Source organism: Mycobacterium sp. NPDC049093 (assembly GCF_040704635.1).
Taxonomy (GTDB): Bacteria; Actinomycetota; Actinomycetes; order Mycobacteriales; family Mycobacteriaceae; genus Mycobacterium.
This window is the reverse complement of record NZ_JBEZJS010000011.1, coordinates 14329-26938: the sequence shown is the minus strand read 5'-3', so window position 1 is coordinate 26938 and position 12610 is coordinate 14329. Positions and strand designations below refer to the sequence as shown.

General features: G+C 65.7%; 16 protein-coding genes. 15 read left to right on the top strand and 1 reads right to left on the bottom strand.

Annotation, left to right across the window (positions count from 1 at the left end; genetic code table 11):
* The first annotated feature begins 26 nt into the window (after positions 1-26).
* On the top strand, positions 27-827 hold the full coding sequence (locus AB0876_RS31710; protein ID WP_526043910.1) for a class I SAM-dependent methyltransferase: 801 nt from the start codon (positions 27-29) through the stop codon (positions 825-827).
* A gap of 564 nt (positions 828-1391) precedes the next feature.
* Here AB0876_RS31710 and AB0876_RS31705 read toward each other — a convergent pair.
* On the bottom strand, positions 1392-1838 hold the full coding sequence (locus AB0876_RS31705; RefSeq protein WP_526043909.1) for a helix-turn-helix transcriptional regulator: 447 nt from the start codon (positions 1836-1838) through the stop codon (positions 1392-1394).
* A gap of 135 nt (positions 1839-1973) precedes the next feature.
* Here AB0876_RS31705 and AB0876_RS31700 point away from each other — a divergent pair, with 135 nt between their 5' ends.
* The 14 genes from AB0876_RS31700 to AB0876_RS31635 all read left to right on the top strand — a co-directional run bounded on the left by AB0876_RS31700 (position 1974) and on the right by AB0876_RS31635 (position 12263).
* Complete coding sequence (locus tag AB0876_RS31700) at positions 1974-2708, top strand: hypothetical protein (RefSeq protein ID WP_526043908.1); 735 nt, start codon at positions 1974-1976, stop codon at positions 2706-2708.
* Between the two features lie 553 nt (positions 2709-3261).
* Complete coding sequence (locus AB0876_RS31695) at positions 3262-3798, top strand: hypothetical protein (RefSeq protein WP_526043907.1); 537 nt, start codon at positions 3262-3264, stop codon at positions 3796-3798.
* The gene (locus AB0876_RS31690; RefSeq protein WP_526043906.1) at positions 3795-4118 is read left to right on the top strand and encodes a WhiB family transcriptional regulator; all 324 of its coding nucleotides are present in this window, start codon (positions 3795-3797) and stop codon (positions 4116-4118) included. The genes AB0876_RS31695 and AB0876_RS31690 overlap by 4 nt, the downstream gene beginning before the upstream one ends.
* Positions 4115-4750 (top strand): hypothetical protein, encoded by a 636-nt coding sequence (locus AB0876_RS31685; RefSeq protein WP_526043905.1) that lies wholly within the window; start codon positions 4115-4117, stop codon positions 4748-4750. The genes AB0876_RS31690 and AB0876_RS31685 overlap by 4 nt, the downstream gene beginning before the upstream one ends.
* Positions 4747-5199 (top strand): WhiB family transcriptional regulator, encoded by a 453-nt coding sequence (locus tag AB0876_RS31680; RefSeq protein ID WP_526043904.1) that lies wholly within the window; start codon positions 4747-4749, stop codon positions 5197-5199. The genes AB0876_RS31685 and AB0876_RS31680 overlap by 4 nt, the downstream gene beginning before the upstream one ends.
* Positions 5196-5435 carry a hypothetical protein gene (locus AB0876_RS31675; RefSeq protein WP_526043903.1) on the top strand — a complete coding sequence of 80 codons (240 nt, stop codon included), beginning with the start codon at positions 5196-5198 and terminating at the stop codon, positions 5433-5435. The genes AB0876_RS31680 and AB0876_RS31675 overlap by 4 nt, the downstream gene beginning before the upstream one ends.
* On the top strand, positions 5432-6313 hold the full coding sequence (locus tag AB0876_RS31670) for a DUF6551 family protein (RefSeq protein ID WP_526043902.1): 882 nt from the start codon (positions 5432-5434) through the stop codon (positions 6311-6313). Before AB0876_RS31675 ends, AB0876_RS31670 begins: the two co-directional genes overlap by 4 nt.
* Positions 6314-6347: 34 nt before the next feature.
* Positions 6348-7313 (top strand): alpha/beta fold hydrolase, encoded by a 966-nt coding sequence (locus AB0876_RS31665; RefSeq protein WP_526043901.1) that lies wholly within the window; start codon positions 6348-6350, stop codon positions 7311-7313.
* Positions 7310-8425 (top strand): DUF5131 family protein, encoded by a 1116-nt coding sequence (locus AB0876_RS31660; protein ID WP_526043900.1) that lies wholly within the window; start codon positions 7310-7312, stop codon positions 8423-8425. Before AB0876_RS31665 ends, AB0876_RS31660 begins: the two co-directional genes overlap by 4 nt.
* Positions 8422-9036 (top strand): DUF1643 domain-containing protein, encoded by a 615-nt coding sequence (locus AB0876_RS31655; RefSeq protein WP_526043899.1) that lies wholly within the window; start codon positions 8422-8424, stop codon positions 9034-9036. The genes AB0876_RS31660 and AB0876_RS31655 overlap by 4 nt, the downstream gene beginning before the upstream one ends.
* Positions 9033-9443: a GxxExxY protein gene (locus AB0876_RS31650; RefSeq protein WP_526043898.1), complete on the top strand. Its 411-nt coding sequence runs from the start codon at positions 9033-9035 to the stop codon at positions 9441-9443. The genes AB0876_RS31655 and AB0876_RS31650 overlap by 4 nt, the downstream gene beginning before the upstream one ends.
* Positions 9440-11179, top strand: a complete 1740-nt coding sequence (locus AB0876_RS31645) for an SNF2-related protein (protein WP_526043897.1) — start codon at positions 9440-9442, stop codon at positions 11177-11179. Before AB0876_RS31650 ends, AB0876_RS31645 begins: the two co-directional genes overlap by 4 nt.
* A gap of 71 nt (positions 11180-11250) precedes the next feature.
* Positions 11251-11952, top strand: a complete 702-nt coding sequence (locus AB0876_RS31640; protein ID WP_526043896.1) for a hypothetical protein — start codon at positions 11251-11253, stop codon at positions 11950-11952.
* Positions 11934-12263, top strand: a complete 330-nt coding sequence (locus tag AB0876_RS31635; RefSeq protein ID WP_526043895.1) for a helix-turn-helix domain-containing protein — start codon at positions 11934-11936, stop codon at positions 12261-12263. Before AB0876_RS31640 ends, AB0876_RS31635 begins: the two co-directional genes overlap by 19 nt.
* Positions 12264-12610: the final 347 nt, after the last annotated feature.

The following is a 12610-nucleotide window of genomic DNA, read 5'->3' as shown; positions in this document are numbered from 1 at the left end:
ATTCCCTCTCTGACGAAAGGCACACGATGACGAAGACGAGCGAACCGCAGTACCGGCGATGGCTGGACGTGGCAGCACCCAGTGACTACCTGCGAAACATAGCCGACTCGCCAACCGGGAAGGGCTATAAGTCATTTGCGAAGTCCTTGCTCAAGATCGAGCCCGGAACGGTCGTCGTCGATCTCGGGTGCGGCGCCGGAGTCGATCTACCCGGATATGCCCACGCAGTCGGCCCTACCGGGAAAGTCATCGGCATTGACCACGACCAGAACCTGCTAGGCCACGCCGAACAGCGCGCAAGCCATCTTCCGATGGTGTCGGTCACGACGGCCGACATTCACCGACTACCGCTGGCAGCCGACAGTGTGGACCGAATCCACATCGACCGGGTGCTGCAGCACGTGGAGTCGCCGGCCACCGTCCTTTCTGAAGCTGCTCGCACGTTGCATTCCGAAGGGCTGATCGTCTGCGTTGAGCCCGACTGGGCCACCCTCGTCATCGATCACCCCGACGTTGCGTTCAGCGACTCCTACACCCGCCATGTCGTCGACCGAGTCATCCGCAACGCCACGGTCGGCCGGGCCCTGCCGAGAATGCTTGGCACGGCGGGATTCAGCGTCGACACGATCGTTCCTGTTACGGCGCAGTGGACCGACGCAGTGGAGGCTGACCAGGTTCTCGGCTTCCGAGATGTCTGCAAGCATGCGGTTGCCTGCGGCGCCTTGCCGGCGGCCGGCGCTCGCAAGTGGATCGACGACCTCATGGTCGGCCCATTTTTCAGCTCGCTCTCCCTGTTCGTCGTAGCCGCCCACGTATCGAAGGTGTGATATGTGGTCGCCGCTACCGAACACCGTCGCGTTGCCGATCAGGACGTCGTTGGCGCCATCATTCCGTCTGCTACGCAAGGGAAGTCGCCGACATGCGCCGCTTACGCTGGGCAGTGATCGTCAAGGCGGACATGAGCTACGGGTAGGCACACTCCGGGCCGCCGCGCTCTGCTTGACCGGGCTACCCACGGCTAAGGTCGTTCGCCGTTCAGACCTTCAGCATGACCGCTGTGGCCGACACGGTGACCGTTCGGCTTGCCGCCAGCACGCGGCAGCAGGGTCACGAAGCAAACGTTATCAAATCGTTATCGGCGGGTTGTCGTTTTTTCCTCTGCCTACTTTCGTGACTTTCCCTTGCTCGACTGTTGGAATTTTGGTGTACAGACCCTCGCCCGTGAGGGCATAGCGTTCGTCATCAAGAAAGGTGCCACGGAGGTGAATACAGACGTCAACTGGCCTTTTAAGGTCACGACACTAGCAATTGCGACGGTCTGTGCGCGCCGTGGCTTTCGCCCCGTCCTGCCGCCTCATGGGCCAACTAGTTTGCTGAAGTTCCAGCAGTCGTCACGCGGAGGTTCCGGGCGGGCGCTGCCGGCAGCGCTGGTAGGCGGCTCGGTATTCGTCGACGGTGATGTCGAGCAGACCGGCGAGCTTCTCGGCATTGGCATCAGTGAGCGAGACGTCGGCCCGCTCGATGCCGCGCAGAGTGGTGGTCGCGATGCCGGCGGCGGCGGCCAGCTCGGGCTGCATCATTCCCCTGACCACACGCCAGTCTCCGGGGTACCGCTCATCAGCAGCGATATCTACCACCTGCTCGATGGGGGTTTCGAGGATTCCCATCACGCGGGCCAGCAGGTCGACCTGCGGGGTGAATGTGCCTTTTTCCCAGGCGTGAATGGTGGATTGGCCGACGTCAGACATCCGGGAGAGGTCGGCGACGCTGATATCACGCCGGCGTCGAGCGTCGGCGAAGGCTTGCGCGTTGAATCCGCGCAGGACACGGCGGGTCATGCGCGGCCTGCGAGTCGATCCATAGTCAGACAGGTTCACCGAAGTCTCCAAAAATCTGTCAATGCAGCTGTCATATCCAGTTGTCTTAGTCTAGAGTATGGTCATCGGCAGGACCGCATGATGAGGAGGGATTCGGTGAAGTTGCCTCACGTATTGCCACATCGCCCGATGCCCCGGATGCCTGAGCTGGCCGGATATGCACCGCGCTTCGATGCCATCGCCGCCGTTCCCGCTCACGCGCAGCCGGTCAAGGGGATCCGGCCGTTGTACTGGTGGGCACGTGAACTACGCAGCCGCGGAGACATTCTCGTCAACCTTGATTTCGACGCCGACACTAAGACCGCCACGGTGGGAGTGCGGCTGGCCTCTTACCAGGTGGTCACGGTGCAGCGCCGCCACGACAACAAGTGCGACATGCCGCACGACCTTCCGACGTTGATCGCTGAGGCGATCTGGCGCCTGGGGTCGCTTGGTTGGACCGCCGAACTTCGCTCGGTCATCGACCTGATCGACCGCCTCGGGCTGGTCCTGGCGCCGGCCGCGGTACTTCGCCGCACTGACCTCCTGCCCGACCTGGGGATCCAGCCCGACCGCGCAGTGCGTATGGCGTACTGGTGGGCGTTGGTTCTCAAGCGTCACGGCTGGAAGCTCGATGCCTGCGGCGACGCGGTTGCGCGCGGCGGGTTCATCGCCGAGATCCCCAACGCTGACGGCGGGATGGACATGGTGATCTACCCGGGCGACATGGCCGACGACGGGACTGAGGCCTCTGCGTTGGCGAATCATCTTGCGCGGCTGGGGAAAACCCAGCGTCGCGTCGCCGGGCGGGTCATCGGTAACACCACGGCCGGACAGGGCCGGGTGAGCTGATCATGGCTTGCGTTCACAGGTTTCGCGAGGTGGTGATAGGCCTGCCGCTTTGAACAGCGGCCGCCACCGGGCGGTCCGGATCAAGACATTTTCATAGCGGTGACCCTGCCCTAGAAAGCAGAGAAGCCCCCGCGAAGGGGGCGCTCTCAAAGGGTTTGGACGAGAAGCGGGAACTTCGCGTCCGGGGTCTCCCCAATCAAGAGGAGATGACTTTGCTCGGTCAATCTCAGGGTAGAGGCTACGCCTCAACGGAATCAAGTGTTCCGGCCCTTAACGTTCATTCGACGGTGCTGACCTGCGCCAATCCGGTTCGAAGCGGGGCAGGGCAGTCCAGCATCAGCGATTCGGCTGCTGTTAGCTCCAAGCGTTCACTTCTGGCTGATTGCCCGATGTGCGGCAAGCAGCCGGTGGAGCCCGTGCGCGTCGAAGGTCAGATGGCCTGCCAGGCATGCACCGGCGCCTGCATCATCTGCGGGTCGGCGTGCATCCCCGGTGACGAGGCCTGCAGCGAATGCTGCCGCATCTTCGGGATCCACCCTTGGGTGGTGCCGGCATGAGGACTCCGCATCTGATCGCCGCGGCCTGCACCGCCGGTGACCCCGAGGCCTCGTATCGGCACGCCGAGCTCGCGATCCACGACGAGTTGCAGCGCAGCCTGACCGAGTACCCGCACATCTGGCGTTCGCCGGAAGAGGGCGTCATGGTCCTGGGTGAGGAGATCGACGAGCTGTGGGACGAGGTTCGAGGAAATCGCATCGGGCTCGCGCGCGCTGAGGCTGCCCAGGTCGGCGCGATGGCCGTGCGGTTCATCGCTGATCTCTACGAGCACACCGGCGCAGCGCGTGATCGCGGGCGCACCGCGGCCGCCGAGGTGCACGCGCTGCGTTCAGTGGTCGGGCCGCAGGGTCGGCTGTTGTCGTCGAGCCACGAGGGTTTCGGTTTCCTCAGGCGCGAGTACGACGCGTTGTGGTCGGCGATTCGTTTCGACGACCCGGCCCGCGAGTTGGCTGCTCGTGTTGGGGCGGTATCGGTGCGGTTCATCGCCGAGATCACCAGTGCCTCTGCACCGATGGTGGTGTCGGTCCGATGAGCGCGGCGGCCGGGTTGGACTGGAAGTCGCGGGGAGTGTGTGTCGTGGAAACTCCTGACGCGCCGGAGATCTGGACCCCGGACCGTAAGCCAGCCCGCACTGTGCTGAGGCATCTGGAGCAGATGTGCCAGCGCTGCCCGGTGCGCCGCGACTGCGCGGCCGAAGCGGTCGCCGATCAATACCAGGCCGGAATGTACGCCGGGGTCTGGGTGCCGCAGCGGACGGAAAAGAAGGCTTGGGCCGATGCGATGCAGCGGCTTGGGCACCTCGCCGGTGTCACCGCGGTGGTCGACGAGACCGTCTTAGGGGTGTCGGCATGATCGCCGCCAAGACCACGGCAGATCGGCGCCGGCAGCCCCGTGCGGTGGGGTTCACTTCGGTTACCAGCTCGGCGCGGTTGCACTTGTGCGCCGTCGCTGAGGACTCTGAGGTGCGGGCCCGGCACATCGCGGCCCTGCTGGCGTTCACCCCCACCGTGGTGCGCCGCGGTAACCAGATGCGGATCGTGTTCCAGCATGGTCCGACCGCGCTCTGGCTAACCGAGGTCTTGTCCCACAAGGACGTTGATTTGGTTGAAGTCGGCGGTGACGGTGGCGTTGTTGATATCACCAATCCGCAGATCGTATTGGGCCGATACGGCTTCCGTGAGGGCCGCTGGGTATTCGGTCAAGGACTGAACGCCGCCCTGGGGATCAGCCGCGGCGCGGTACACGCCGCCGGCACCTTCACCAGGCACGGAATGAGAGTGGCGTGCCCGAGCGCGCCGATGATGCTGACGCTGACCGCGGTGATGACGCGGTTGGGAATCACCGCCAAGCCCACAGATGGGGAGCCGCGCGCCGCGATCACTGCCGGTGACGTACCCGACGCTCTGGACCGGCTCGGCATTGCAGGAATCGCTGACGACTATCAGCGGCTGCGGGACACGACCGTTGTGAGGAAACAAGCATGAACGCCGTTGTCGAACAATCCGTTTCGAAGTGGGACCGTAATACACGGTGGATCAACCACCGGATCACCGCCCACAAAATGGCCGAACGGGGCCAACCACTCGATGTGATCGCCGATCATCTGCGGGTCAGCTACCGCACGGTCGGCCGCTACCTGTCCCTGCCCTGCCCTGACCCGCTGCCGGACGCGGTCGAGCTCGAGGACTTCTTCAGCGAGGGAGCCTGCGGGCACTTTCCCGAACTGAACTGGCAGACCCGCAGTCTCAAGGAACGCGAGGACTGCAAGGCGGTGTGCACCTACTGCCCGGTGCTGGCCAAGTGCCGCTCCTACGGGTTGACCAAGGGCCTGCAGGACGTGGGCGTCTGGGGTGCCCTCAGCAAGGAAGAGCGGATGCGCGAGGCCACGCGGATGCGCAACAACTCCGAGGCCCGGGCCGACGGCGCGGCATGAGCACCGAACTTGTGGTGATCACCGGGCGCCCGCGACTCGCCCCGGCGACACCAGGTGTCGGCATCCCCGCCGATGCGCACGAGGCCTACCGGCGGGGGATCTGCCGGGACTGCAAGACCGCCTGGCACGCACCGGCGCGGCCACGTTGCGACTCCTGCGACGAGCTCTATGCGCGTAGGGGCCGCGTAACCGAATCCACCCCAGGACAGCCGCAGAAGGGACGTGAAGCGGCATGAGTACCACCACAGTTGACGTCACCAGCTCGGCCGCGACGGCCCGCGGCGCCTACATCGACGCGCTCAACGTCGACGACCTGTTCGTCGACCACACCTACCAGCGGCCCGCCGACCTCAGTCGGGCCCGACGCCTGGCCACGGACTGGGATCGACGGCTGGCCGGGATCATCGAGGTCAGCGACCGGGGGCCCGACGAGCATCCCCGGTACGCGGTGATCGACGGTCAGCACCGATGGGAAGCTGCGCGGCTCTGCGATGAGGTACCGGTGCTGGTGGCCAGCATCCATGAAGGGCTCACCGTGGCCGATGAGGCTCGGCTGTTTGATCGGCTCAACAGTCAACGCCGCCAGCCGTCGACGTGGGATCACTGGCGCGCCCGCAAGAGCAGTGGCGATCCCGATGTGCTGGCGATCGAGGCTGTAGTGGAGGAGCTGGGTCTGCGGGTTGATCCGGGGCCTCGGGCCGGCAATGTGCGGTGCACCGCCACGCTGGAGAAGCTGGCCGCCCGCGGTGGTACCGGGCTGGTGCGCGAGACGCTCAAGCTGATCACCAATGTGTGGGACCGCCGGGTGGAGTCTTTCGATGCGCCGATTGTCCACGCCATTGGGCTGATTCAGCACCACCTGCGTGGCCGCATCGATCAGCACCGGCTCATCGACACGTTGATGGGGGTGACGCCGCTGTCGTTGAAGACACAGACCGCGGCGTTGGGTGACACCTTGACCGGCACCGCGGGTGTGCGGCACGCCACGACCATCATGGTGCTCTACAACAAGAACCGCCGCGTCCCGGGCAAGCCGGTACTGGTCAGCGCCCGCAGTTTCGGTGGCGGCTCTCGCAACGCCCGATCACGGCCTCTTCCCGCGAAAACCGCTTGACCGACTGGTGATTGGCAAAGGGAGGGCGAGCGAGATGACCGGTTCGGAGTTGGGGACTCAGCAGTCCGGCGAGGCACAGGTGCGCCGGTACACGGTCAGCACTGCCGACGGGGTCGGCTTGGCTGTCGAGGAGCGTGGCCCCGTGGATGCCGAGTACACCGTGTTCCTGGATCACGGGCTGTGCTTGAGCCAGGTGAGTTGGGATCCGCAGAAGAAGCTGTTGGAGCGCCAGTTCGGCGACCAGGTGCGCACCGTGAGCTTCGACCATCGCGGCCATGGCCGTTCCGATTCGGCGCCGATGTCGACCTACACCATCGAGCAGCTCGGGCGTGATCACGCGGCCGTGGTGGAGGCCGCCGGCGTGCGGGGTCTGAGCACGATGGTGGGTCATTCGATGGGGGCGATGGCCTTGATGGAGTACCTCCGGTTGCCGGCGCGACAGCGCCCGGTCAACCCGGACGGGCTGGTCCTGGTCGCCACCGCCGCGGGCCAGCTGGCCGAACGCGGACTCGGCCGGTTGCTTGGCCTTCCGCTGATCGGCGTCGTGGCCGATGTTCTCGCCCACACCCCACATCGTGGCGGGGACAGAGCTGTCCGCAGTCTGGTGCGGCCGGTGTGCCGCACGGTGACCCGGGTCTGCGGCTTGTGTGAAGCCGAGCGCGACACGTTGACCGCATGCATGGCTGATGCGGTGTATTCGACGCCGCTGACGACTGCGGTCGGATTCCTGCCGAGCTTGAAGCGTTTCGACGCACGCAGTGTTCTGCCGACTATCCAGGCCCGCACGGTCGTGCTCAGCGGCGGCGCGGACGTACTCACACCGGTCGCCCACGCGCGCGAGTTGGCCGGGGCCATCCCCGGGGCGACTCACCGCCATATCGCCGCGGCCGGCCACATGTTGCTGCACGAAGCGCCGCACGCAGTGACCGACGCGATCGGCCAGGCCATCGCCGCCGAATCCGCTCGGCACGGCGAGCTCATCGCAGGGGTGGCATCGTGAGCGACCGCACCAAGATCGAATGGACCCGCGGAGACGACGGGATGCCCGGTGCCACATGGAACCCCGTCACCGGGTGCACCGAGGTGTCGCCCGGATGCGACCGCTGCTACGCCAAGACGCTGGCTGAGCGGTTCCGTGGTACCCCAGGGCACTACTACGAGCGCGGGTTCGATGTGCAGTTGCGGGCCGAGAAGCTGGGCCAGCCGTTGCGCTGGACCCGGCCGCGCCGCATTTTTGTGAATTCCATGTCGGATCTGTTCCACGTGGGGGTGCCTGACACGTACATCGCCGACGTGTTCACCATCATGCTGCTGGCTGAAAGGCACACGTTCCAGCTGTTCACGAAGCGCCACGGCCGCATGCACGCACTTCTACGCTCGGAGGCCTTCCAGGAAGAGGTCGCGTTCCGCCACGACATTCTGCGCGATGACTACCCGGGCGCGGACTTTCAGTGGCCGCTGCCGAACCTGCATTTGATCGTGAGCGCAGAGGACCAGCAGCGCGCCCTACTTCGCATACCGGTCCTACTCGACACCCCCGCGGCCATCAGAGGGGTCAGCCTTGAACCCTTGCTTGGCTCAATCGATCTCACGCACATGGACGTGGAGGGCCGGGCGCCCGGCATGTACCAGATCAATGCGCTCACCGGGCGCAACACCGATATGGGGCGGCCGTGCCCGGATGTGCCCGCGCTGGACTGGGTGGTGGTCGGTGGAGAGTCCGGACGCGGCGCGCGACCGATGCACCCGGAGTGGGCCCGGTCGCTGCAGCGCCAGTGCGAAAAGGCTGAGACGCCGTTTGTGTTCAAGCAATGGGGCGAATGGACGCCCCTAGCGCCCCTGGTCGACGGCAAGTACGACTTCCGCCGCGGCGTGTGCATGACTGACGACGGGAACATCTACCAGCCCGGCGATCTGGAGTACCCCGACGGTCCTCGCCGCGGCGAGGCGCAACGTGCTGACTTCCCTCACCACCACCCGACATCGATGTACCGCGTGGGCAAGCACCGCGCCGGCCGCGAGTTGTACCACGACGGACGCCTCTGGGATGAGCACCCAGTTACTCGAACTTCCCTGAGCACCAACGTGGGTGAGGAACGAGGTGTGTCATGACGCTGACCCTGGACCTTCATCTGGCGCACAACGTGTCCAGTGCGGTGTTCTCCGAGGACCGTCGTTACCGCTACGAACTGTCGCGGCGATGGGGGCCGGGCCCGGCGTTGATGTTCGTTTCGCTCAATCCGTCGGATGCCGACGAGCATCGCGATGATCCGACAACACGGCGTGATGTCCGTTTCGCGCGCGGTTTTGGCTATGACGCCGTCACGTTGCTCAACCTGAACGCAGGCCGGACTCCCAACCCGGCCGAGCTCGCCGGCATGGACGATCCGATCGGCCCGGACAACGATGCGCACCTCGACCGTGCCGCCGCCGAGCATGACGTCATCGTGTTCGCCTGGGGCGCCAACGCAGATCCCGATCGGGCCGCCGCCGTGGCCACCCGATTGTGGAACATCGCTCGCGGCCGCGGCGGCAGCGTCGCAGTGCTGGGTTGGACAGCCGACGGCCAGCCCCGCCACCCGCTGTACCTGCGTGGTGATACCCCGCTGCAATGCCTGACCGCCGACGCGCACGCCGACATGCTGGATGTGGATCCCCGGTGGACGCAGCTGCTCGCCGACACCGACGTGCTCGACGACCCAGATGGGGCAGGGTCGCTGTGAGCGCGCCCAGTAGTCCGCAGCGCACGGAGCCGGACGCCGTGGCGATCGCTGAGCGCATCGTGGCTGCCCTCGGTGCCCGGGTTTACCGCGCGGCACGTGAGATCGCGTTGCAGGACGGTATCGAGCAGGTGTTGCGCGAGAACCGGTTTCGCGTCGAGCGAGAGTTTCGGCTCAACAAGCGTGACCGGCCCGATTTCCTGATCAATGGATGCGTTGCGGTCGAGGTGAAGATGCGGGCTAGCGGGTCCGCGGTGTTGTCGCAGCTGGCGCGCTATGCCACCGATCGCAGTGTGAAGGCTCTCGTGGTGGCTACGCCGCGGTTGTCGTCGCTGTCGGGCATTCCGGCCGAGATTCTGGGTGTGCCGGTGCGGGTGGTGGCCCTGCCTGGATCGGGGTTGTCCTTGTGACGGCGCGCGTGGTGGGTCAGTACCGGTGGTTGCCGGCGGGTGTGTGGGAGGTGGAGGCCACTCCAGACGTGATGATCCGGATCAAGAGGATTTTTCCGCGGGTGGCCGCCACGACCCGGGGCACCGTCACGTTGACGGGGACGTTGGAGGTGGCGCGGGATCTGGAGTGGTTACTCGACCGGTGGCCGATGAAGGCCTCGGTGGAGGATCGGCGTCGGTTGCGGTCGATGGCCGGTGAGCATCGCAACGCCGAACGTGCTGTGCAACATGTTCTTTCCGGTGGTGCCCTCACCGTCGACGCAGGGCCCGGTTGGGTGTCGCCGACGGTGCCGCTGCGCGAGTATCAGCGCACAGCGCGTGACCTGGTGTGGGCAACCGGAGGGGTCTGCGTCGCCGACGAACTCGGTGCCGGTAAGACGTTCACCGGCCTGGCGTTGTTGGAGCAGCCGCAGGCACGTCCCGCGCTGGCGGTGACATTGACCGGGGCCATGCCCAAGCAATGGCGGCGTCAGCTGGCCAAGTTCTATCCGGATCTGACCTCTATCGAGGTGAAGACGGGGCCGATCCATTCCCTGCAGCGGCGCGGCCGGACCGCCGATCTGATCGTGATGAACTACGCGAAGCTGGCCAAGTGGCAGCACCACCTCAAAGGTGTTGTGCGCACTGTCATTTTCGACGAAGTTCAAGAGTTGCGACGTGAAGATTCTGACCGGTACAAGGCGGCAGCCACGATCGCCGGCGCGGCCACCTACAAGGTCGGGCTGTCGGCCACACCCATCTACAACTACGGCGCCGAGATCTACAACATTGTCGACGTGCTGCGCCCGGGCGCGCTGGGCAGCCGCCAGGAGTTCGCGCGGGAGTGGTGCCACACCTCCGGGTTGGACACCAAGACCCAGGTCTATGACCCACCAGCCTTGCGGTCGCATCTGAAATCACAGGGATTGTTACTGCGGCGCACGCTCGAAGAGGTCGGGATCGAGATTCCCCCGATCATCCCGATCGAGCAGTCGGTGCCCTCGGACCCCAAAGTGCTACACGAGATCGAGGGCAACGCGGTGGCGTTGGCACGTCTCATTTTGGACCAGTCGGCCAACCCGCGGGAGCGGTGGTCTGCTGCCGGGCAGTTCGACTGGATGATGCGCCAGCACACCGGAATTGCCAAGGCGCCGTTTGTCGCCGACTTCGTCGATTTGATCCTGCAGAGCGAGCAGCGGGTGCTGCTTTTCGGCTGGCATCACGCGGTTCACGACATCTGGGCCGAACGGCTGCGTGTGCACCGGCCGGCGATGTACACGGGCCGCGAAACCAACCGGCAGAAAGAACTGTCTCTGACCCATTTCATGGACGGCCGCTCCCGGGTGCTGATCATGTCACTGCGTTCCGGTGCGGGCATCGACGGCCTGCAGGAAGTGGTCAACACGTTGGTGTTCGGCGAACTGGACTGGTCGCCGGCGGTGCACAAGCAGGCCATGGGACGCCCTGGTCGGCCGGGCCAGACCAAGCCGGTGCGCGCGTACTTCTGCACCACCGACTTCGGCTCGGATCCGATCCTGCTCGAAACGCTCGACGTCAAGAGCATGCAGGCCGACGGGCTGATCACCGGCACCGGCGACGGTGTGGCCAAGTCCATGCCCCAGGGGATGACCCCCGAGCGCTACGAGCAGATCAAGCGGCTGGCCGCCCAGGTGGTGCAGCGAGCCGATCAACCGATGGCAGTGAGGAGGACCGCGTGAGCGTGGTGGGACACCGACCGCCGCTGGGCGGGGCAGGCCGATGGGCCACAAGCGACGGGGAGGACCGCGTGATGAGTCGAGATTCGGACAGTGGCGCGCGTCGCCTGCAGTACCGATTTGGGACCGGCGCCGGGGGGACCGAGCGGCGTCTGTGGCACGCGGTGGATTTGCAGCTGTATGGGGAGCAGATCGCGGCTACCCGTGATCGGGGTGCGCGTCGCGGCCTGGCCGATGTCTTCTCGGTGTGCGGTACCCGTAGCCACTATGTGCCGCTGGCTGGTCAGTTCACTTACGACAGTCCCTTTTTGAGGCATCAGCGCTGCGAGCGGTGTGGGTGGGTGGTGGCGCTAGATCGCGGCACCGTCGATCAGGAAATCGACCTGTACGTCAGCGCTGCCGGCGGCGCCGACCGCGGGCTTCTGCGACAGATCTTCACTGCCATCCTGGCTGACCTTCCCCCGGGCCGTGAAGCTCAAGCCGGTCACCGCTCCGAACTACTTGCACATGCGGCGCGACATCGGCCGACCGTGGCGGCATGTGAGCAATGCTCGGCTGGCGCGGCCGTTGCCGAGGTCCACGGTCGCGGTGTCGCGGTGTGCCCGGATTCGCTACTGGTGTGCGGGTCATGCACGTTCACGGCCGGACAGTGGGCCGGTAAGGCGCAGGGAATGACCACCGGGGAATGCGTGGTGAGCGCCCCCTGCTCGGTACTGGTGTCGCTGGCCCAGCACTACGAGCTGTCCTTGGACGGTTCGTGGAGGTCGTCACGATGATGGCCAACAATCCGCGCTGGTCCGAGGTAGCTGCCGACGCCAACCAAGCCAGAGCTAGTGCGTCGGGCCGCCAGCAAGCTGACCTGGCACGCCGCGCACTGGAGGTGCTGCAGCAACAGGCGCCGACCGCAGCTCATGTGCAGCGGTGGATCCAAGCGCTGCAGCACCGCATTGACCATCCCGACGCGGCGCTGGCCGAGTTGGGCCAGTCGATGGCACCGCCGTTGTCCAAGAACGCCTATGCCGCGTTGCTGCGGCGGGCGTTTCGGGCCTCGGGGGTCACCGACGCAGAGCAGTCGAAAGGGGATTGATCTGTGCTCAAGCGACTGATCCACAGAACTGCACTCTGGATGGGACGGCGGCGTGGCGTGCCGTCGTCGCGCTGTAAGGGGAGTGACCCCCAGCTCGAACGCTACATCGCAGCGTCGTTGACCGACGAGACGTTGGCGTGGGCCGTGGGCACCTGGCGCCAGCGATACCTGTGACCACAGTGACAGGTGTCAGCTCCTGCGACATCGGCCCTGGTGGCGTTGGCAACGCCACCGCCCGGTCGTGTCGGTCCAAGTTCCCCGACCAGTGGCGTGGTCGGATGGAGGGTAACGACTCGGTAAAGGAGGAAACGAAGGCACTCTAACTACCCCCTACGGGGGGTTTGACA